The organism is Haloactinopolyspora sp., assembly GCF_027324685.1.
GTDB lineage: Bacteria > Actinomycetota > Actinomycetes > Jiangellales > Jiangellaceae > Haloactinopolyspora.
Map to the genome: position 1 here is coordinate 35455 of NZ_DAHVSH010000048.1, position 21651 is coordinate 57105.

A 21651-nucleotide genomic window follows, 5' to 3' on the forward strand; every position below is an offset into this window, starting at 1 on the left:
GTGCGGCGACGGTTCGGCGGAGGGAATTGCCACGACGAGAAGGGTAGCTTCCACTCGCCGCGACGGTGAGCGTCACCCGTGGATCGTCCACCCTCGTTCGCGCAGAAACGCCGAAAGCTCGTGCTCGACGCCGACACGGACGTCGAGCTCCACCAGCCCGACCGGCTGGCCCGGGCTGTGGTCGATGCGCACGTCCTCGACGTTGAACCCGGCTCCGCTGGCATCGGCGAACAGTCGCGCCAGCTGGCCGGGCCGGTCGTCGACCACCACGACGACGGTGGCGAACTCGGTGTGCGCCCCACCGCGCTTGCCGGGCAGGCGCGCGCGTCCGTCCACACCGCTGCGCAGCACCTCGCGCAGCGCCGTCCGGCCGGTCGGCGGCGAGTCCAGCGCATCGAGCACGCGATCGAGGTCGGTGCGCAGACCGCGCAGAACATCAGCGACGGCAGCAGCATTCGCCGTGAGGATCTCCGTCCACAGCTCGGGATCACCGCTGGCGATGCGCGTGACATCGGTGACGCCAGGCCCGGCCAGGCGGACCTCGTGCGCGGGAACGTCGACGAACCGGGCAGCCACCAACGCCGCCACGAGGTGTGGCGAATGCGACACCAGCGCCACCGCGGCATCGTGATCGGCCGCCGTCATCGTCATCGGTGTCGCACCCACCAGCCGGGCCATGGCCAGGGCCCGCGTCACCGCCTGCTGGTGTGTGCCGTCGTCCGGGCACAGCACCCACGGCCTGCCCTCGAACAGGTCCGGCAACGCCGCCCCCGGTCCGGAGACCTCACGCCCGGCCATCGGGTGGCTGCCGACGTAGCGGCCGGGCTCCTTGGCGCGCTCACGTACATCGGCGGCCGGCAGGGATTTCACGCTGGCGACGTCGGTGACGTACTCGGCAGCCCCGTGGTCCAGCAGCTCCGCGACGACTTCGCCGACGGCTTCGGGCGGCACCGCAGCCACGGCCAGCGACGCCGGCGGCTCGTCGGCCACCGCCGGCCGACCGGCCCCGACTCGTACCGCCTCGTCGACCACGGCCGCGTTGGCGTCACGCAACCGGACATCGACCCCGGCGCGACGCAGCGCCAGCCCCAGCGAGGCCCCCACGAGCCCGGCTCCGACGATGAGCACACCACCGGACAGCGCCGATGCCCCCGCACCGGGGGCCGCAGCGTCCCACTCCGACATCTAGTCCTCCTCGGCGATGTCGTCGCGCAGGACGCTGGTGCCGTGCAGGTAGACGTGGCGGATCTGGCTGCGCGGGCGCGTGGTCTCCACATGGGCCATCAACCGCACCACCCGCGGCATGGCGCCGGCGACGTCGATCTCTTGCGCGCACATCATCGGGACGTCGGTGATCCCCAGGGCGCGTACCGCAGTCGCCGGAAACGCCGAGCGCAGGTCGGGCGTCGCGGTGAGCAGGATGCTGATGACGTCGTCCGGCTCGAGCTCGTTGCGCTCGAGCACGGTGCGCATCAGCTCCGCGGTGCGCTCCAACAGATGCCCGGCTTCGTCCACTTCGAGCTGCGAGGCTCCACGTACGGCACGAACAGTCACAACAGTGCACCGTACCCGCTCGGCCCACGCGGACGTCGCGATGGTGGCCCGGTCGGCTACAGCCCGACGGCGTCGTACAACTTGGCCACCTCGTCCGCGCGCAGCACCCGGGTGTTGTCCGGACGCAGATCGCCCAGGGCGACCGGACCGAACCGGGTTCGCACCAACCGCCGTACCGGATGGCCGACAGCCTCGAGGAGCCGGCGCACCACGTGTTTGCGCCCTTCGTGCAGCACGACCTCGACCATGACCCTGGTACCGACGCGTTCGACCACCCGGAACGAGTGCACCGTCACCGGGCCGTCCTCGAGTTCCACGCCGGCCCGCAGCTGCTTGCCCAGCCCCGGTGCCACCGGCCCCGGCACTTCGGCCACGTAGGTCTTGAGGACCTCGTAACTCGGGTGGGCCAGTCGATGCGCCAACTCGCCGTCATTGGTGAGCAGGATCAGCCCTTCGGTGTCGGTGTCGAGACGGCCTACGTGGAACAACCGCTGGCGCCGCCCTTCGGTGTAGCGACGAAGATCCTTGCGGCCGTGCGGGTCGTTCATGGTGCTCACCACCCCGGCGGGCTTGTTCACCGCCAGGTAGACGTTGCCGGACTCCGCCGTGGTCACTCGCATGCCGTCGACCTTGATGACGACGCTGGCAGGATCGACGCGTACGCCCTGGGTACGCACCACCTGGCCGTCCACCTCGACGCGTCCGGCCGCGATCAGCTCCTCGCAGGCTCGGCGGCTGCCCACGCCAGCAGAAGCCAGCACCTTCTGGAGCCGCACGCCGCGCTCAGGCTCGTTCACGTCACCGGTCCTCGTCATGATTCGTCCTGCGTCCTGTGCTCGGTCGGGCGCCGGCTCACCGAGCCGCCGTGTCGACATCGTCGTCGACTCCGTCGGCGTCGGGCAGGTAGGGCGCCAGCGGCGGCAGATCGTCCAGCGACGACATGCCCAGCCGCTCGAGGAAGTACGAGGTGGTGCGATACAGCGTCGCACCGGACTCGTGATCGACCCCGGCTTCTTCGACCAGGCCGCGAGTGGTCAGCGTACGCATGACGCCGTCGCAGTTCACGCCGCGCACCGCCGAGATGCGCGCCCGGCTGACCGGCTGTTTGTAGGCCACGACCGCCAGGGTCTCCAGCGCGGCTTGCGTCAACTTCGCCTGCTGCCCGTCGAGCACGAATCGCTCGACCACCGAGGCGCACTCCGGCCGGGTGTAGAACCGCCATCCGCCGGCGACGGGGCGCAGGTCGAAACCGCGTCCGGATGCGGAGTACTCGTCGGCCAATGCCTCGAGCACGTCGGCGACCTCGTGCCGCGGCCGTTCCAGCACCTGGGCCAACGTGACGTCGTCGACCGGCTCGTCGGCGACCAACAGGACCGCTTCGACGGCCGCGCGCAACGGCGGCCCCGTGTCGAACAGGGTGTCCTCGATCAAGCCTGCTCCCCCTCCGGCGTGATTTCATCGTCGAACTCGGCACCGACGTCGCCTGGCTCGCCGTCGTCGTCGCCCGTCCAGCGCACCGTCAGCTCACCCAGCGCCTGCATCTGCTCGAAGGCCACCGTCCGTTCCCGGTAGAGCTCCAGCAGCGACAAGAAGCGCGCCACCACATGCAGCGTCGACGGGCAGTCGGCGGCCAGGGCGCGAAACGTCAGCACCCCCGAGCGGCGCAATCGGTCGACCACCACCAGCGCCTGCTCTCGCACGCTCACCCGCGGTTGGTGCAGATGGTTGATGGCCACGGTCGGAACCGGCTTGGGCGCCAGGACCTTCGCGGCCAGCCGGGCCAACTCCTGCGGCCCCAGCCCCACGACGACCTCGGGCAGCAGTCCGGCGAAGCGCTCTTCCAGGCCGACCGCGCGCGGGAACCGTAGCGACTCGGCAGCGAACCGCTCGGACAGCACGCCGGCGATCTCTTTGAACGCCTTGTACTGCAGCAACCGCGCGAACAGCAGGTCGCGCGCCTCGAGCAGGGCCAGGTCGTCCTCGTCCTCGACCTCGCCCCGCGGCAACAGCCGGGCTGCTTTCAGGTCGAGCAGAGTCGACGCCACGACGAGGAACTCGCTGGTCTCGTCCAGATTCCACGCCTCGCCGGAGCGGGCCCCGGCGGAGATGTAGGCGATGAACTCGTCGGTCACCTTCGACAACGCGACCTCGGTGACGTCGAGCTTGTGCTTGGCGATCAGGCTCAGCAGCAGGTCGAACGGGCCTTCGAAGTTGGCCAGGTGCACCTCGAACGCCGGAACGGACTCGTCGTCACGCTCCGCGGTGAGGACCGCCTCGGCCGGCGCCGGGTCACTCAACGCCGTGCCGGCTCCCACCGCGCCAACACCTCCCGCGCGAGCTGCCGATATGCCGAGGCCCCCCGTGAGGACGGAGCGAACGACGTGATGGGCAGCCCCGCCACCGTGGTTTCGGGGAACCGGACCGTGCGGCCCACGACCGTGTGGAAGACCCGGTCGCCGAACGCCTCGACCAGACGGGCCAGCACTTCGCGGCCGTGCACGGTCCGCGAGTCGTACATGGTGGCGAGCAGGCCCTCGATCTCGAGGCGAGGGTTGAGGCGGTCGCGCACCTTCTCGATGGTCTCTTTGAGCAGCGCCACGCCCCGCAGCGCGAAGTACTCGCACTCCAGCGGCACCACCACACCGTCGGCGGCGGTGAGCGCGTTGACCGTCAACAACCCCAGCGACGGCTGACAATCGATGAGCATCACGTCGTACTCGTCGACCAGGGGCGCGAGGATGCGCCCCAGCGCCTGCTCGCGGCCGACCTCGGTGACCAGCTGGATCTCCGCGGCCGACAGATCGATGTTGGCCGGCAGCAGGTCCATCCCCTCCACCGGCGTCTTCTGCACGATGTCCGCGGCCTTCAACGACGTGTCCATGAGCACGTTGTAGATGGACAGATCGAGGTTGTGAGCGTCGAGTCCGAGGCCCACCGACAACGCTCCCTGCGGATCGAAGTCGACCAGGAGGACCTTGCGGCCGTAATCGGCCAAGGCCGCGCCCAGGTTGATGGTCGTGGTCGTCTTGCCCACGCCGCCCTTCTGATTGCACATCGCCACGACCCGTGCCGGGCCGTGACGGTCGAGCGGGACGGGCTCGTCGAAGTCGACCTTGGGACGACGGGTGGGCCCGAGGTCCGGCTCAGGCTCGGAGTCGAACGGCAGCACACCCGCCGCGGCGTCCGGTTTCGAGGGTGCCACGTCGGTCAGAGCTCCTCGATGGTCGTGATGGCCTACTGCGCTTCGTTGGGACGTGAGCCTACCGCGCTACGACGCGCCGGAGCTGCGGGCACGCGGGTGAGCAGCCGCGTAGACTTCACGGAGTCGGTCGACGGTGACCAGGGTATAGACCTGCGTAGTCGTCACCGAGGCATGCCCGAGCAGTTCCTGCACCACACGCACGTCAGCCCCGCCTTCCAACAGGTGCGTGGCGAACGAGTGGCGCAGCGTGTGCGGAGTCACCGTCGTCGACAGCCCCGCCCGTTTCGCCGCCGCCCGCAGCACCGACCATGCACTTTGCCGCGACAACCGGCCACCGCGAGCGTTGAGGAACAACGCCGGTGTCCCCGCTCCAGCGGCGACCAGCCCCGGCCTGGCCCGGACGAGATAGGCGTCGACGGCCTCACGGGCGAAGCGGCCGATGGGCACGATCCGGTCCTTGCCCCCCTTGCCGCGTAACAGCACGGTGCCGGCCTCGGAGTCGATGTCGTCGCAGTCCAGGCCGACTGCTTCGGAGATGCGCGCACCGCAGCCGTACAACAGTTCCAGCAACGCCCGGTCGCGAAGGGCGCGTGCGTCGTCGCCGGCCGACGCGGCGCCGAGCAATCGCTCGATGTCGGCCAACGCGATGGCCTTCGGCAGCCGCCGCGGTGGCGTCGGCGGCCGGACATCGCTGGCGGGATCGACCGCCGACAGACCCTCGCGGTGCAGAAACCGGTGCAGCCCGCGCACCGCGACCAGCGTTCGCGCCGCGGAGCTGGCCACCAGGCCGGGCCGTTCACCGTCACCTTCACGCAAGCTACGCAGGAACGCGCTCACGTCCTCCGCGTCGATGTCCACCGGCGAGAGCCGGTCCCGCTCGATCAAGAAGCGCACGTAGCGGCGCAGGTCACGGCGGTACGACGCGAGCGTGTTCGCGGCCAGGCCCCGTTCGACCGCCAGATGATCGAGATACCGTCGAACGGCATCGTCGAGGGCCGTCCCGGTCGTGTCCATCGTCTCGCGGCTCCTCGGTCCGTGCGGCTGCCCGTGGGCGTCCGCCTCAGCCCAACACGTCGTCGAGCGGAATCGACGCCAGGCCGTGTGCTTCGGCCACCGGGGCGTACGTCAGCGCACCGTCGTGGGTGTTCAGGCCCCGGGCCAATGCGGCATCGTCTCGCATGGCCGCGCGCCAGCCTTGGTCAGCCAGTTCCAGAGCGTACGGCAAGGTGACGTTCGTCAGCGCGTACGTGGAGGTGTGCGGCACGGCGCCGGGCATGTTCGATACACAGTAGAAGATCGAGTCGTGGACGACGAACGTCGGGTCGTCGTGCGTGGTGGGGCGCGAGCTCTCGAAGCATCCGCCTTGATCGATGGCGATGTCGACCAGCACACTGCCCGCACGCATCCTGGCCACCACCTCGTCGGACACCAGCGTCGGCGCCTTGGCGCCGGGCACGAGCACCGCGCCGATGACGAGGTCGGCGTCGACGACGGCGTTCTCCACCTCGAACAGGTTCGATGCGATGGTCTGGACCCGGCCACCGAACAGTTCGTCGATGTAGCGCAACCGGGCCACGTTCTTGTCCAGCATCCACACGTCGGCCTGCATCCCGGTCGCGATGATCGCCGAGTTCACCCCGGAGGTCCCGGCACCGATGATCACGACCTTCGCCGACTTCACGCCGGGCACACCGCCGAGCAGGATGCCCCGCCCGCCCCGAGCACGTTCCAGCAGATGTGCGCCGACCTGAGTGGCCATCCGGCCGGCGACCTCACTCATCGGCGCGAGCAGGGGCAGCTGTCCCGACGCGCTCTCGACCGTCTCGTAGGCCACGGCGGTGACCCCGGCGTCGAGCAGAGCCTGCGTGCATTCCTTCGACGCCGCCAGGTGCAGGTAAGTGAACAGCACCTGGCCGCGGCGCATCAGGTGGTATTCGTCGGGTTCGGGCTCTTTCACCTTGCACACCAGGTCGGCTTCCCACACGTCGGCGGCTTCGGCGACGATGCGGGCACCGGCAGCGCGATACTCCTCGTCGCGGATCGATGATCCGAGCCCGGCGCCGGCCTCGACGAGTACGTCGTGCCCGTGCCGGACGAACTCGTGCACGCCCGCAGGTGTGATGGCGACGCGGAACTCGTTGTTCTTGACCTCCGTCGGGATACCGACCAGCACGCGTGTCCGTCCCTTCGACCTCGGCTCGATCACGTCGAGTGCCCGCCCTGGCGGACGGGCGGGGTGAGTCTAGCCGCGTCGCGCCACCCCGTCGCCGGACGGCCACGCCGCATCCGGCGCTCGCAACGCGGCATAGCCCGCGCCGTTGCGCGCCGCCCAGGCCGCGAGCACACCAGCGCACAGAGTGGCGTTCTGGACCCGCCCGGCCAAGATGGCGTCCACCAGCTCCGTCATCGGCACCCAGGCGGCGCCCATGTCCGCTTCCTCGTGGTGGCCGCTGTAGCGCTCGTCGGTGGGCACCGTCGTGATGTCGCGGGCCAAGAACACCCGGATCGCCTCGTCGGTCATGCCCGGTGACGGCAACAGATCGACGAGGACTCGCCAGGTGGCGGCGCGGATGTGACCTTCCTCGTACAGCTCGCGTTCGGCGGTGCGGTGCGCCGGCTCACCTTCGACGTCGCGCAGCCCGGCGGGCAGTTCCAGGGGCCGCAGCTGGACCGGATGGCGGTACTGGCGGACCACCAGGACCTGTTCGTGGTCGTCGACGGCGACGACGGCCACCGCGCCGGGATGGACGACGACGTCACGGACGAACTCCGCGCCGTCCACGGGAGAGCGCACGGTGTCGCTGCGAACACTGACGACGCCGCCGTCGAAGGTGGTGGCCGACGCGATGACCGGCCAGCTCGCCGGTACGTCTTCGACGGGATCAGTCACACCGCCACCCTACGACCGGTGCTCACCGCACCGCGGCGCGGCGCAGGACGATGAGCATCTGCGTGGCAGCCACGGCCACGACCACCGCCCCGATGATGCTCGTCACATGAACCGCGCTGGTGAACGCCTCGCCCGCAACCTGGAGCAGCGCTGCTCCGGCCGGGCCGCCGGTCTCACCAGCCACCGCCTGGGCTCCCCCGATGGTCTCGCCCGCGCGGTCCAGCGCGGAGTCGCCGATGCCGTCCACCGGTGACAACGTGCGGGCGTACACAGTGGCCAACACGCTGCCGAGCACAGCGATACCGGCACCGCCGCCGACCTCGTACGCCGTCTCCGACACCGCCGCCGCCGCGCCCGCCTTGGCGGGCTCGACCGTGTTCATGATCAGGTTGTTCGTGATGGTCTGCACGAGCCCGACACCGCCGCCGATCAGCACGAACGCCACCATCACGACGGGGACGCCGGACTCGGCGCCCACGAGCGTCAGGAGCGAATACCCGGCGGCGACGGTCAGCAGGCTGGCGAAGACCAGCCACGCCGTGGCGACCCGCCGCATCAGCGGAACCGCGCCCAGTCCGGTGACGATGGCCAGGGCGAGCCCGGGCACGAGCACGAAGCCGGCCTCGATCGGCTCGAGCCCGAGCACCAACTGCAGGTACTGGGTGATGAAGAACAGCGCGCCGATGATCGCGAACGTGGTCAGCAGGTTGGTCACCGTCGACGCGCTGAACGCCCGGTGCCGGAACAGGCCGAGGTCGAGTAGGGGGACGGTGAGTCGGCGCTGGCGCCGTACGAAGACGAACCCGACGAGGACGCCGGCGACCAACGCGGCCGCCGACAGAAGGTCCACCCCGCCCGCAACCAGGTTCTTGATGCCGTACACCGCCAGCAGCATGGCCACGAGGGACAGTCCGGCACTGGCCAGGTCGTAGCGGCCCGGCTCCGGGTCACGCGACTCCGGCACCAGCAGAGGCGCCAGCACGAGCAGCAGAGCCATCACGGGCAGATTGACCAGGAAGACCGATCCCCACCAGAAGTGCCCCAGTAGCCATCCGCCGACCACCGGCCCCAACGCCGAGCCCACGGAGAACATCGTCGCCCAGATCGCGATGGCCAGGGTCCGCTGCCGCGTGTCGAGAAAGATGTTGCGCAGCAGCGACAATGTCGAGGGCATGAGCGTCGCTCCAGCCACCCCGAGCAGGGCCCGCGCGAGGATGAGCACCTCCGGCGACGGCGCGTACGCCGCCATCGCCGAGGCCGCGCCGAAAGCCACCGCGCCGATCAGCAGCAACCGGCGGCGTCCGATCCGGTCACCCAGGGTCCCCATGGTGACCAGTAGCCCGGCGATCATGAAGCCGTAGACGTCGACGATCCACAGCAGTTCGGTCCCGGTCGGCGCCAGGTCCGCGCTGAGGTGCGGCACGGCGAAGCTCAGGACGGTCGAGTCGACCGAGATCAACAGAACCGGCAGCAACAACACCGCGAGCGCGGCCCAGGCTCGCCGGGAGGTCGGCGCACGGTGCCGCAACGGCGATGTCGTAGGCATGGAGACTCCTCGCGTAAACTGTACCGTCCAGACGGTAAAGCCCAACGCCTCACGAAGGCCACTGATTTCTGTGCCGCGACCCTCGTCTCGTGACGTCATTCTCGACGCCCTCCAGCAGCTGCTCATCGAGCAAGGCCTGCCCGCCGTCACGCTCGAAAAGGTGGCCGCTGCCGCGAACGTCTCCAAGGGCGGGCTGCTCTATCACTTCCCCACCAAGGAAGCGCTGATCACCGGGCTGGCACAGCGGTTGGCCGACGCAGCCGATGCGGAGTTCGAGCGCGCTGCGACCACTGACGACGTCGTCGGGTTCTACCTGCGTGCCTCGCTGCCCAGTTCGCCGGACCGCGCGTTGTTCTGGTCGCTGCTCGCGGCGTTGCGCACCAACGACGTCGCCAGCGCCGAGGCGCGGCGGCTGATCATCTACTGCTTCGCCCGGTGGGCGGAGATCCTGACCGAGCGCATCGACGACCCCGTCACCGCGCAGATCGTCCGGCTCGTCGGTGACGGGTTGTACCTCAGCGCGCTCGCCGATCTGCCGCTGCCCGAGCAGTCCGTGCTCGACACCATGGCCGAGCGGCTCGCGCAGCTGGCCGGCACCGCGCCGTCCTGACCCTGGACGTCAGGAGGTGGGTGCGGGCTCGATGTCGACGGGCAGGCGCGTCTCCTGCTGGCGCTGAACCGCAGCCTCGATCAGCCCGGCGAACAGTGGATGCGCGCGGGTGGGCCGAGACTTCAGCTCCGGATGTGCCTGCGTCGCCACGAAGTACGGGTGCACGTCGCGCGGCAGTTCGATGAACTCGACGAGCGTGCCGTCCGGCGAGGTGCCCGACACGACCAGTCCGGCCTTGAGCAGGCGGTCGCGATGCTCGTTGTTGACCTCGTAGCGATGACGGTGCCGCTCGGCGACTCGATCGGTGCCGTACAGCTCGCGTACCAGGGTCCCCTCGGCCAGCACCGCGGGGTACGACCCCAGGCGCATGGTGCCGCCCAGGTCGCCCTCACCGGCGACGATGCCCTTCTGGTTTTCCATCGTGGCGATGACCGCCGCCGGGGTGTCCGGGTCGAACTCCGACGAGCTGGCTTCCGGGAGGCCGGCCTCGGCCCGGGCGTACTCGATGACCATGCACTGCAGTCCCAGGCACAAGCCCAGCGTCGGGACGTGCTGCTCGCGCGCGTAGCGGATGGCCCCGATCTTGCCTTCGATGCCACGGATGCCGAACCCGCCCGGGATGCACACGCCGTCGACGTCGCCCAGTTGGGCAGCGGCGCCCTCGGGGGTGGCGCACTCGTCGGAGGGTACCCAGCGGATACGTACCCGTGCGTCGTTGGCGAAGCCGCCCGCGCGCAGCGCCTCGGTGACCGACAGGTACGCATCGGGCAGATCGACGTACTTGCCCACCAGGGCGACCGTGACTTCGTGACGTGGATGATGCACGCGGCGCAGCAGCTCGTCCCAGGCGGTCCAGTCGACGTCGCGGAAGGACAGCCCGAGGCGTTTGACCACGTAGGCATCGAGGCCCTCGGAGTGCAGCACCTTCGGGATGTCGTAGATGGACGGGGCGTCGACGGCGGCCACGACGGCTTCGAGGTCGACGTCACACATCAGCGAGATCTTGCGCTTGACGCCGTCGGGGATCGGCCGGTCCGACCGGCACACGATGGCGTCGGGTGAGATACCCACCTGCCGCAGCGCGGCCACCGAATGCTGGGTCGGTTTGGTCTTCAGCTCCCCCGACGGCGCGAGGTACGGCACGAGCGAGACGTGCAGGAAGAAGCAGCGTTCCCGGCCGACGTCATGGCGCACCTGCCGGGCCGCCTCGAGGAACGGCAGCGACTCGATGTCGCCGACCGTGCCGCCGATCTCGTGGATGACCACGTCGACGTCGCCGTCGCCCATGGCGAGCATGCGGTCCTTGATCTCGTTCGTGATGTGCGGAATCACCTGGACGGTGTCGCCGAGGTACTCACCGCGCCGCTCCTTGGCGATGACGTCGGAGTAGACCTGCCCGGTGGTGACGTTGGCGAAGCGATTGAGGTCGCGGTCGAGGAACCGCTCGTAGTGACCGACGTCGAGATCGGTCTCGGCGCCGTCCTCGGTGACGAACACCTCACCGTGCTGGAACGGGTTCATGGTGCCCGGGTCGACATTGAGGTACGGGTCGAGCTTCTGCATCGTCACCCGCAGCCCGCGCGCGGTGAGCAGGCTGCCCAACGACGAGGCCGTGAGCCCCTTACCGAGGGAGGAGGCGACTCCTCCGGTGACGAACACGTGGGTGGTCGGCTGCAACGCCAAGGAGGGCTCCCGTGGTCTGTCCTGTCGGCTCGGTCCGATCTACCGGGCGAGCCTCGTGCTGGCACGGCTGCGGCAGTGAAACCCGCCGGCGCCGGTGTCGGTCCGGCCGCGACGACGGATCGCGCAACGGCCTTGTCTCCACGGACCTCCAGGCTACCAGCCGCCGATTCGCTCGTGACACCGAACGCGCCGGTGTCGCCGCCGGATCGTGCGCACGGCGAATGGGGAAACTTCGTCCCGACTTTCGTGAATCCGGTCGCGCGACGATCTTGATCGGGTACGTTTGACAGCGGCCACTTTCCCCCGTGGTGGTCAAGTCCGCCCCCGCCGGACTCGCGGCCGGTGGGGGCGGGATCTCATCCCCGGGTGATCGACAGGGGCTCGGCAAGCCTGAGTCCAGGTGTCGGCCGGTCCCCTGTCGATCACGGTCACCGCGACATGAGCTCGGCGCACAAGTCCGCCACGAGTCGGGCGTTGTCGTCTTCGTCGGGCCACTCGGCCGCCTGTGCCTTGGCCCGCGCCGACATCTCCTCGCGCCGGCGGGGATCGTCCAGCAGCGCGGTGACATGGCGAGCCACCGCCGCGGCGTCCCCGACCGGCACCACCAGCGCGCCGTCGCCGACGAGCTCCGGTACGCCGCCGGCGGCGGTCGCCACCACCGGCAGGCCGGTCTGCATCGCCTCCTGGATCACCAGCGGCCGCCCTTCCCACACCGACGTCAGCACGTAGATGTCGGCAGCGGCAAGCAGGTCCGGCACGTCCCGCCGGGTACCGAGCAGCCGGACGTCGAGCCCGTCGGCGTCGATGATCTGCTGCAGCCGGGCGCGCTCCGGCCCGTCACCGGCCACGACGGTCAACGGCCGCGGCTGTCGGTCGTGCCAGACCCGCGCCGCGGCGAGCAGCGTGTCCATGCCTTTCTGCTCGGCCAGCCGGTTGACGGCCAGCAGCAGTGGACGTTGCTCGGCCCCGAGCTCGGCACGTACCGCCTCGCTGTCGCGGGCCGGGGGCTGAACCACCGGCGCGGCCACCGGGGCCACGCGGGTGTCCGGCGCGCCGAGCTCCCGCGCCCGGCGGACAAGATCGGAGGAGACGCCCAGCGTGATGTCGGCACGTCGGGCGGCCAGGCGTTCCAGACCGGTGAGGACCGCGCGCCGCGGCCCGGAGCCCAGCACGGCGTTGTGCCACGTGGCCAGCAGCGGCGTCCGCCCCGGTCGGCGCCGCCCCAGGGCCAGCCCGGACAGCGCGGCGGCACGCAGCCCGTGGGCATGGACGACGTCGGTGCCGGCGAACGCGCGCCGCAGGGCGCGTACGGCGGCCAGATCGGCCGGCGGGTTCGGCGCGCTGCCGATGGCCACCGGCACGAACCGTGCTCCCGCCGCGACGAAACCGAAATGTTCCTCGGTCTCAGCCGGTCCGGCCACGCCTACGGTGACTCCGAGATCGCCGAGTCGCTCGACCAGCGAGCGCACATGTGCGCCGACTCCCCCGGCCGTCATCCCGACGACGATCGTGAGCCTCATGTGTCGTCTCCTATCCGTGCCTCCGGCTCGTCCGAGCGCGAAGCGCGGCGAGTCAGTAGCGAGATCAGTTCCCGGCGCAGGCCCACCCACAGGCCGCCGGCCATCACGACCACCACGGCGACCGCCGCGGCGAACCCGGCAAGCACCTGCACAGCCGCGCCGTCAGCCGGGAACGCGGCGGCGATCATCCACCCCACCGCGGCGCCGGCACCGCCGGCCACGAGCGAGTACGCGAGGGTCCGACCGACACCGCGCACCGCCGGTCGTCCCGAATCGCGGATCACCCCCGCCACGAGCAGGATCCCGGCCAAGCTCATGCCGGCCGTGTGCGCGACGCCGAGCGCCGCCGTCACCCGCCCAGCCGCCACGACGGCGGTGAGCACCACGGCCAGCACGACCACGAGCAACCAGCCGGCCGACGTCGCCGCGGCCGCGGTCCGCCCCCGGCGGCGGGCGTACAGCGCGCGGCCGAGGTGGGCGATCAGGCCGTAGCCGATCAGGCCCGGCGCGAAGGCCACCAAGGCCCACGCCATCCGGTCCGGGCTCGCGGCATCACCGAAGTCGAGTGTGCTGAAGAACCGCGCCACCGGCCAGGCCACGGCGACCAGGACGCCCGCTCCGGCCGTCGACACCAGGATCACCGCCCGAGTCGACTCGGACAGGATGCGAGCGTAGGCGCTGTGGTCGTGCTCGGCGTGCTCGGACAGCCGCGGGAAGGCCGCCGTGGCGATCGGGACGGCCAGCACCGCGTACGGAAGCAGGTACACCATCCACGTATTGAGGTACGTGACGGCGCCGCCGACCGCGGCATGCGCGTTCGACGTCACGTACGACGTCACGTACGCCAGTTGCTGCGCGACCAGGGTGATCAGCCCGGCTCCGGCCAGCCCGGCCGCCTGGCGCGCCACCCCGGGCGGGAAACGCAGCGTCGGGCGCAGCCCGGTCACCTTGATCAAAACCGGGAGCAGTGTGGTCAAGGCGAGCGCCAGCACCCCCAGCGAAGTACCGCCGGCCAGGACCAGCTCGCTGCCGCGGTCGAGCGACGACAGGTCGTCGGCGTCACCGGTGAACATCGCCCCGAAGGCCAGGTACGCCGCAGCCACGACCACGCTCGACACCACGGGTGCCGCGGCCGCGGCGAGAAACCTGCGGTGCGCCTGCAGGGTTCCGGCGGTGACGACAGCGATGCCGTACAGCGGGATCTGCGGCAGGAACAGCAGTAGCATCGACCGCCCGGCCTGCGCGCCCGCCTCGCCGCCTTGCCCGCGCAGCATCAGTTCCATGACCGGCCCGGCGAGCACGACGCCGATCAACGCGACCGGGACGAGCAGCAGCAGGGTCCAGCCGAGCAGTGCCGACACCGTGGTCCGGACGTGTTCGGTGTCGCCGCGCTGCGCGGCCGCGGCCAAGAGCGGCACCACGACACTGGCCAGCGCACCGCCGGCGACGATCTCGAACACGACGTTCGGGATGGCGTTCGCCGTGGCGTACACGCTGCCCAGCACGGTCGCGCCGACCTGGGACTGGAACACCAGCTGCCGGCCGAAGCCGGCGACCCGGGCGGCCACACTGATCACGGCGATCAGCGCCGCACCTCCGGCGATGCCGGCCGTCGCCCCGGTGGCGACCCGACGCGCGTTCACGACGTCTCCGGACCTACGGCCTGCGGCCGAGGCCGTCCATCTCGCGCAGGACCGGCGTGCCCTCGATGACCTTGGTGAAGCTGACCTTCTCACTGATCAAGGTCAGCGCTGTCACGACCGCCAGATGAACCAGCCGGGCCCGGCGGCCTTCACGCGCCACCAGCGCCAGGCCGAGCAGCGCACCGAGCGTGTTCGCGCCGCAGTCACCCAGCATCGCGCGTTCGCCGAGGTCGTCCGGGAGGCTCGCCGCGGCAGCGCCCAACGCGGCGGCCCCGAGCGCGCGCCCCGGACCGGCCAGCACCAGCGGTGCGTGCAAGACAGCGGCCTTGTTCGCCCGGCCGGGGCGCAGATCGAGCAGGTTGACCACGTTGGCATGCCCGGCCACGGCCGCACCGCCGATCACCGCGTCGACGGCGTTGTCGCTCACCAGCGCGGCACCGGCGGCGCCGGCCAGACCGATCACGCCGATCTTCACCACCCCGGTGGTGATCTCGCCCTGGCTCAGCGCACTGACGTGCCCGCGCAGTCCCTTGCTACTGGTGTCACCGGCCAAGCGCCCCAGGCGGCCGGCCGGGTCGATCCCCGCCGCGAGGTCGTCGAGCAACCCCACCGAACCCACGGCCAGCGTCGTCGCCAGCCCACTCGCGCGCACCCGCGGAGTGAGCCCCGGCGCCACGGCCACACCGGCTGCGGCCCCTGCGACCAACGCCGGGCCGCCGGTGAGCGAGACCTCGCTGCCACGGAAGTTCTTGCGTTGCCACGTCGCCCGGTCTCCGGGCGGATCGGCGGTCAGCCGCCGCGCGGCCAGCCAGGTGCCGACCCCAGCTGCGCCAGCAGCCAGCAAGGTCCCGAACACGCGCGAGCGCTTCGTCATTCGCCACCGCCTCCGTCACCGTTGCCGGAGCCCGGTGACTCGGAGTCGTTCGGCGTCGCCGGAGCGTCGGGTACCGGCGGAAGGGCGCCGTCGGTCTCGCCCACCACGCCGTAGTGGCCGGTGCCGCCAGATTCCTGCTCGCTGAGCGCGAAGACGACCGCGGCGCGTCCGCTGGGCAGGTCGACCGAGTCCACGGTGGACACCGCCTCGGCCACGTCACCGCCGTCACGGATGGAGGCGAGCAGCCCGGCCTCGGCGGTGGACGCCGGCCCCGCCGCGACGCCACCAGCGCCAGCGGCATCGATGCGCGCGACCAGGCGGGACAGGATGTCGAGTCGTGCTTCGGCGTCGTCGCCGGAGACCGGCCCGGCGATCATGACCGCCATCGTGGGTGCGACCGAGGCGTCCTGTTCCAGCCGGATGAGCTCGGACTCTTCGAACGCGGTGACCGCCGCGGTGTCGACGGTCTCGTGCGCGGCGCCTGGCTCGTCGGCGGGCACGGCCATCAAGGCGGAGGCGAGCACGGCCGCACCGCGCTCGTAGCCGTCGGCATCCTCAGGCAGCTCGGTACCGGACGAGACGAGCTCGGTGGCCAGCTCGTCGAGTACGGCCTCCGAGTCCGGGTCGGTCCACGACGGCTCGATGCGAACGGTCAGCTCGGCGGTGGCGCCGGCGCTGGACAGCGCGTCGCGTACCGCGGTCACCGTGTCCTCTTCGGCGCCGGGCAGGGCGATGACCGCGACACCGGTGCCCTCGAGCTGTCCGTTGACCAGACGCGGGGTGACCTCTTCGAGGAAGAGCTCCTGGTACTCCTGGTCGGCCTCGTTCTCGGCGAGTTGCTCGCGCAGGTTGCGGTTCTCTTCGCGCAGCGTCGACGTCTGGTCGGCCAGTGTGTCGTCCACCGTCTCGCCGAGCGGGCCTGCGCCGAGCACGATGCCCGCGGCCAGCGCGAAGAACACGGCGATGATGGAGACCAGGTGATATCGAAAGTCGATCACGTCAGAACAGCCCTTGCAGCCAGAAGTAGAAACGGTCCCACCACGAACCGAAGATGTCGAGATAAGCCCGGCCCGTCGGCGTGGAGTACAGCGCCGCCGCCACCGCCACGATGCCGGCGATCACGAAGACCACGAGCATCCATCCCGGAATCCGGCTGTGGTAGAGCCGGCTGACGCCCTTGGCGTCGACGAGCTTGCTGCCCACCCGCAATCGGGTCAGGAACGTGCTGGCCATCCCCGAGCGGCCCTTGTCGAGGAACTCGACCAACGTGGCGTGCGTCCCCACGGCCACGATCAGGCTGGCACCCTTGTCGTCAGCCAGCAGCATCGCGATGTCCTCGCTGGTGCCCGTGGCGGCGAAGGGCACCCCGGACAGACCCATCCGCTCCAGGCGACCCAGTCCGGGAGCGCGCCCGTCGCGGTAGGCGTGCACGATCAGCTCCGCCCCGCTGGACAACGCGTCGTCGGACACCGAGTCCATGTCGCCGACGATGATGTGCGGTTCGAGGCCGACTTCCAGCAGCGCGTCTGCTCCCCCGTCGACACCGATCAGGATCGGGTTGTACTCGCGGATGTAGGGCCGCAGGGCGGTGAGGTCTTCCTTGTAGTCGTACCCGCGCACCACGATGAGGACGTGGCGGCCCTCGATGTCGGTACGGATCTCCGGAACGCCGACGCCGTCGAGCAGCAGCTCACGCTCGCGCTTGAGGTACTCCATGGTGTTGGCGGCGAACGCCTCGAGTTGGGCGGACAGCCCCTCGCGGGCGTCGCCCATCAACTTGGCGAGGCTTTCGCGGTCGTGCCGGATGCCGGAACCGACGACCTCGGCTTCGGTCTTGGTGTCGCGATAGATCGTGTCGCCGTCGACTCGCAGCGTTTCACCTTCACGCACGGCGTTGAACAGGTCCGGCCCGACGTCGTCGACCAGCGGGATCCCAGCCTGCACGATGATGTCCGGGCCGAGGTTCGGGTACCGCCCGCTGACCGAGGGGCGTACGTTCACCACGGCCCCGGCCGCGCAGGCGACGAGCGCCTCGGCGCTGACGCGGTCGAGGTCGAGATGGTCGATGACGGCGATCTCGCCGGGCTTGAGCCGTTTCGTGAGGTCCTTGGTGCGGTGATCGAGCCGAACGACGCCGGTGACTCCGGGTAAGTCATCGGGCCGACCACGGCGCAGAGCAGACATCCTCACTGGCCGAATCCTGCCATGTTCCGGCCCGCAACACCGCATCGGTCCATGCGTGTTGCGGCAACGTGATGCTCGGCGACGGTGTCCGGCTCACGTGCCGCCGTGGCACGGTCAGGTCAGCAGCTTGGTCTTCTGCGCCTCGAACTCCTCTGCGGTGATCACGCCGCCGTCGCGCAGGCGGGCCAGTTTCGTCAACTCCTCCGCCGTGCTGGCGCCGTTGCTGCTGGCGTCACGGACGTAGCTACGGAACTCTTGCTCCCGGCGCTCGTAATCCTGCACCTGCCGCTCGGCCATCCCTTCGCCGCGCGCGATCAGGTAGATCAGGGCACCGAGGACCGGCAAGATCACGATGAGCAGCGTCCACAGCGCCTTGCCCCATCCCGACAGATCGTGGCTGCGGAAGATGTCGGCGACGAGGGTGATCAACAGCCAGATCCAGGCGACGAAGAAGAAGAACCAGAGCATCGTGAGGAACAGCTCCAGCAGGGGGTAGTCGTCCATGCCGACTCCTTCGCTCGGCTCACGGCCAGCCGTGGGCCAATCCAAGCGGCACCGCACCTCAGTGCCATCGCCCAGCCTCGCTGCTCCGCCAGGCCGTGGCTTCACCCGCCGCGGGTGATTCAGCGCGGGATCACCCGGTGCGGGTGATCCCGTGGCGCACGCCGTGGCGCATGCTCGCTGTCGTACGCACGACGAGGTTCGCGGCTCCTAGGGATGGACGATCATGCCCGAACATCACCTGGACGCCGACGAACGGGCCGAGCTCGAGCGGCTGCGTGCCGAGGTGAACGCGCTGCGCGCCAGCGTCGCCACGACGCAGAGCGCACAGCTGCCGGCAGCGCGCCAGCGCTGGCGCGCCTGGGTAGCCGCGCTGGTGGGCATCATCGGCTGCGTGCTGCTGATCGGCGGCACTGCAGCCGTATGGCTGCGATCGGAAGTCACCGATACCGACCGCTACGTCGACACAGTGGCGCCGCTGGCCCACGACCCGGCCGTCCAGCAGGCGCTCGCGAACCGCATCACGACCGAGATCTTCACCAGGATCGACGTCGCCGAACTCGTCGACGAGGCCGCCGTCGTGCTGGCCGACCGCGGAGCGCGACCCGTCGTGACGACCTCACTACAAGGGCTGGCCCAGCCGATCGCCGGCGGAGTCGAAGGATTCGTGCACGATCGCGTCCTGGACATCGTCGCCAGCGACCGATTCGCCCAGGCGTGGCGGACCGCGAACGAGGCCGCACACGCGAACCTGGTCGCCCTGTTGACCGGCGAGCGAAGCTCGGCCGGACTACAGGTCGACGACAACACGGTGACGATCAACCTCGCGCCGTTCATCGCGCAGGTCAAAGCCCGTCTCGTCGACGCCGGGTTCGGGCTGGCCAACCAGATCCCGGCTGTCGACTCGGAGTTCGTGTTGTTCCGTTCCGACGACATCACGACGGCGCAACGCGTCTTCCGCGGCGTCGACGTCCTGGGCGCGTGGCTGCCCGTCCTGGCGGCGGTCACGTTCGCCTCCGCTGTGCTCATCGCCCGCGAGCGCCGCCGGGCATTGATCGTCACCGGAGTCGCGGTCGCGGTGTCCATGCTCGTCCTCGCGGGCACGTTGGCACTTGCTCGCCCGCTCTACCTCGACGCGCTTCCATCCTCGGTCGATCGGGACGCAGCCGTCGCGGTCTTCGACCAACTCGTCGGCTTCCTGCGCAACACGCTGCGCGCCGTGCTCGTCCTCGGCCTCGTCCTGGCACTCGCGGCCTACCTGACCGGCTCGTCTCGCCAGGCGGTCGCCGCCCGCCGGGGCCTGACCCGGCTGAGTGAGCTCGGCCGTCGGCACGCCTGGCGCACTGGCCCGGTGCCCGAGTGGATCCGCGCCCACAAGCGGCCCGTACAGATCGCCGTCGCCACTGCGGCGGTGCTGGTCTTCGCCTTCTGGACCTACCCCAGCGCCGGTGTCATCGTCGGCATCGCCCTCGTCGCGACCGTGATCGTCGCCGCGGTGGAGGTCATCGGCGCCGACGTCGATTCGCCGGGCCCCGGAACGCCGCCCCCTACACCGGCGGCGCCGACGTGATCGCTGGGCCCGGCGGCCGAGATCAGGACGCCGACTCCTTCGACGCCGCCGCCGTCGCGAGCAGCTCCTGTGCGTGTGCCCGCGCCGAGGCGGAATCCTCGAGGCCGGCGAGCATGCGCGACAGTTCGCTGACCCGGCCTTCGTCGTCGAGCTTGTCCACGCCGCTGCTGGTCACCCGCCCGTCGTCGGCTTTCACCACCTTCAAGTGGTGATCAGCGAAGGCCGCGACTTGTGGCAGATGGGTGACGACGAGCACCTGAGCGTGGCGGGCGAGTCGGGCCAGCCGCCGCCCGACCTCGACCGCGGCCTTGCCGCCCACCCCCGCATCGACTTCGTCGAAGACGAACGTGGGTACGGGGTCCGCCCCGGCGAACACGACCTCGATGGCCAGCATCAACCGCGACAGCTCACCGCCCGAGGCCCCCTTGTCCAGGGATCGGGGTGCAGCACCGTGATGCGCGCTGAACAGGATCTCGACCTCGTCGGCCCCGGTGGGTCCGAGCGTGTCGCGCTCACGCACATCGACGACGATCCGGGCATGCGGCATGGCCAGCGCCGCGAGCTCGTGTCCCACATCGTCGGCGAATCGGGCCGCGGCGTCCCGGCGGGCCGCAGTGATACCGGCCGCCAGCTCACCGAGCTCGGCGAGCAGCGCCTCTTTCTCCTTGCTCAGCGTAGCGACACGCTCGTCGTCGCCATCGAGTTCGAGCAGCCGCAGTGACCCGCGCCGCGCCCACTCCAACACCGCGTCGACGCCGGAGGCGGGCACCTCACCGGAGCCCGCCTCCTCCGCGGCATCGCCGTACTTGCGCACCAGAGCGGCCAACGCGGCGCGGCGGTCCTGGATCTGCGCCAGACGAGCCGGGTCGGTCTCGATACTCGAGGCATACGACGCCAGATCCGTCGCGACGTCGCTGATCAAGTACGACGCCTCCGCAAGCCGGTCGGCCAGCGAGGCGAGCTCTTCATCGTGCGAGCGTTCGGCTTCCAGCGCGTTCCGGGCCCGGGCCAGCAGGCCCGCCACGTCGGCCTGGTCGGCCACGATGTCGTCGGCCGACAAGCTTTGATGCGCGGTTTCGGCCGCGGTTCGCAGGGTGTCGGCGTGGGCCAGGCGTTCTTCCTCGGCCTGCAGCGCGACGTCCTCGCCCGGCTGCGGGTCGACGTCCTCGATCTCGCTGAGGCCGACCCGCAACAACTCGGCCTCGTGCACGCGTTCCCGGGCCGACCTGGTCACCTCGTCGAGCTCGGCTTCCACGGCACGCAGCCGGGCGTAGCGATCGACGTAGGTCTCCAGCTGGCTCGTGACCGCTGTGCCGGCGTAGCGATCAAGGGCGTCGAGCTGGGTGGACGGACGAAGCAGCCGATGCTGATCGCTCTGCCCGTGCACGGCGACCAGCCCGTCGGCGAGCTCGGTCAGCAAGCTCACCGGGACGCTGCGCCCTCCCACGTGGGCCCGCGAACGCCCGCCGGCCAGCACGGTTCGGCTCAGCAGCAACTCACCGTCCTCGACGTCCGCACCGGCGTCCAACGCGCGGGCGACGACCTCGCTGTCGTCGGAGACGGTGACGGTGCCCTCCACGACGGCGCGCTCGGCACCCGAGCGGACCGCGCCCGCGTCGGCGCGTCCGCCCATGAGCAAGCCCAGGCCGGTGAGCACCATCGTCTTCCCCGCGCCGGTCTCGCCGGTGACCACCGTGAGCCCGGGGCCGAACTCGAGCTGGGCATCGTCGATGACGCCCAGGCCACGGATGCGGATCTCCTCAAGCACGACAGCTCACCCTACGCACGACGACTCCCTCGCGGCCGCTGCCCACCCTAGTGGCTGCGCCACCTCGCTGACCGACGAGCAGGCGGCGTGGACGATCCCGAAGCCT

At 70.5% G+C, this 21651-nt stretch carries 20 protein-coding genes; 2 read left to right on the plus strand and 18 right to left on the minus strand.

Going from position 1 to position 21651, the window contains the following annotated elements; all coding sequences use genetic code 11:
* Window positions 1-72 precede the first annotated feature (72 nt).
* The 10 genes from M6444_RS06385 to M6444_RS06430 form a co-directional block, all read right to left on the minus strand.
* Window positions 73-1185 carry a prephenate dehydrogenase gene (locus M6444_RS06385; protein WP_298324405.1) on the minus strand — a complete coding sequence of 371 codons (1113 nt, stop codon included), beginning with the start codon at window positions 1183-1185 and terminating at the stop codon, window positions 73-75.
* A complete protein-coding gene (gene aroH / locus M6444_RS06390; RefSeq protein ID WP_298324410.1) occupies window positions 1186-1554 on the minus strand; it encodes a chorismate mutase in 369 nt (122 codons plus the stop codon).
* A 56-nt stretch (window positions 1555-1610) separates the two neighbouring features.
* On the minus strand, window positions 1611-2429 hold the full coding sequence (locus M6444_RS06395) for a pseudouridine synthase (protein ID WP_363326256.1): 819 nt from the start codon (window positions 2427-2429) through the stop codon (window positions 1611-1613).
* Window positions 2407-2985: an SMC-Scp complex subunit ScpB gene (gene scpB, locus M6444_RS06400; protein ID WP_298324416.1), complete on the minus strand. Its 579-nt coding sequence runs from the start codon at window positions 2983-2985 to the stop codon at window positions 2407-2409. The genes M6444_RS06395 and scpB overlap by 23 nt, the downstream gene beginning before the upstream one ends.
* A complete protein-coding gene (locus tag M6444_RS06405; RefSeq protein WP_363326262.1) occupies window positions 2982-3779 on the minus strand; it encodes a segregation/condensation protein A in 798 nt (265 codons plus the stop codon). Before M6444_RS06405 ends, scpB begins: the two co-directional genes overlap by 4 nt.
* A gap of 68 nt (window positions 3780-3847) precedes the next feature.
* On the minus strand, window positions 3848-4756 hold the full coding sequence (locus M6444_RS06410; protein WP_363326257.1) for an AAA family ATPase: 909 nt from the start codon (window positions 4754-4756) through the stop codon (window positions 3848-3850).
* A gap of 66 nt (window positions 4757-4822) precedes the next feature.
* On the minus strand, window positions 4823-5770 hold the full coding sequence (xerD, locus tag M6444_RS06415; RefSeq protein WP_298324421.1) for a site-specific tyrosine recombinase XerD: 948 nt from the start codon (window positions 5768-5770) through the stop codon (window positions 4823-4825).
* A 46-nt stretch (window positions 5771-5816) separates the two neighbouring features.
* Window positions 5817-6929, minus strand: a complete 1113-nt coding sequence (gene ald / locus M6444_RS06420; protein ID WP_298324423.1) for an alanine dehydrogenase — start codon at window positions 6927-6929, stop codon at window positions 5817-5819.
* 69 nt (window positions 6930-6998) lie between these two features.
* Window positions 6999-7646 (minus strand): NUDIX hydrolase, encoded by a 648-nt coding sequence (locus M6444_RS06425; protein ID WP_298324425.1) that lies wholly within the window; start codon window positions 7644-7646, stop codon window positions 6999-7001.
* A 22-nt stretch (window positions 7647-7668) separates the two neighbouring features.
* Complete coding sequence (locus tag M6444_RS06430; protein ID WP_298324427.1) at window positions 7669-9192, minus strand: MFS transporter; 1524 nt, start codon at window positions 9190-9192, stop codon at window positions 7669-7671.
* Between the two features lie 70 nt (window positions 9193-9262).
* On the opposite strand from M6444_RS06430, the gene M6444_RS06435 reads away from it, so the two are divergent.
* A complete protein-coding gene (locus M6444_RS06435; RefSeq protein WP_298324429.1) occupies window positions 9263-9802 on the plus strand; it encodes a TetR/AcrR family transcriptional regulator in 540 nt (179 codons plus the stop codon).
* Between the two features lie 9 nt (window positions 9803-9811).
* Here the strand turns inward: M6444_RS06435 and M6444_RS06440 are convergent, their stop codons facing one another.
* From M6444_RS06440 to M6444_RS06470, 7 genes are all read right to left on the minus strand, one after another.
* Entirely contained in the window at window positions 9812-11485 is a 1674-nt protein-coding gene (locus M6444_RS06440) for a CTP synthase (RefSeq protein ID WP_298324431.1), read from the minus strand.
* Between the two features lie 428 nt (window positions 11486-11913).
* Window positions 11914-13005: a glycosyltransferase family 4 protein gene (locus tag M6444_RS06445; protein WP_298324435.1), complete on the minus strand. Its 1092-nt coding sequence runs from the start codon at window positions 13003-13005 to the stop codon at window positions 11914-11916.
* A complete protein-coding gene (locus tag M6444_RS06450) occupies window positions 13002-14648 on the minus strand; it encodes a lipid II flippase MurJ (RefSeq protein WP_298324438.1) in 1647 nt (548 codons plus the stop codon). Before M6444_RS06450 ends, M6444_RS06445 begins: the two co-directional genes overlap by 4 nt.
* A 13-nt stretch (window positions 14649-14661) precedes the next feature.
* Complete coding sequence (locus M6444_RS06455; protein WP_298324441.1) at window positions 14662-15522, minus strand: hypothetical protein; 861 nt, start codon at window positions 15520-15522, stop codon at window positions 14662-14664.
* Complete coding sequence (locus M6444_RS06460) at window positions 15519-16520, minus strand: copper transporter (RefSeq protein ID WP_298324445.1); 1002 nt, start codon at window positions 16518-16520, stop codon at window positions 15519-15521. Before M6444_RS06460 ends, M6444_RS06455 begins: the two co-directional genes overlap by 4 nt.
* Window position 16521: 1 nt before the next feature.
* On the minus strand, window positions 16522-17706 hold the full coding sequence (gene steA / locus M6444_RS06465) for a putative cytokinetic ring protein SteA (protein ID WP_298324482.1): 1185 nt from the start codon (window positions 17704-17706) through the stop codon (window positions 16522-16524).
* A gap of 114 nt (window positions 17707-17820) precedes the next feature.
* The gene (locus M6444_RS06470; RefSeq protein WP_298324448.1) at window positions 17821-18210 is read right to left on the minus strand and encodes an SHOCT domain-containing protein; all 390 of its coding nucleotides are present in this window, start codon (window positions 18208-18210) and stop codon (window positions 17821-17823) included.
* A 223-nt stretch (window positions 18211-18433) separates the two neighbouring features.
* Between M6444_RS06470 and M6444_RS06475 the strand changes: the two genes are divergently transcribed.
* Window positions 18434-19777 carry a hypothetical protein gene (locus M6444_RS06475; protein WP_298324451.1) on the plus strand — a complete coding sequence of 448 codons (1344 nt, stop codon included), beginning with the start codon at window positions 18434-18436 and terminating at the stop codon, window positions 19775-19777.
* Window positions 19778-19799: 22 nt separating this feature from the next.
* Here the strand turns inward: M6444_RS06475 and recN are convergent, their stop codons facing one another.
* Window positions 19800-21545, minus strand: a complete 1746-nt coding sequence (gene recN / locus M6444_RS06480) for a DNA repair protein RecN (RefSeq protein ID WP_298324454.1) — start codon at window positions 21543-21545, stop codon at window positions 19800-19802.
* Window positions 21546-21651 lie beyond the last annotated feature (106 nt).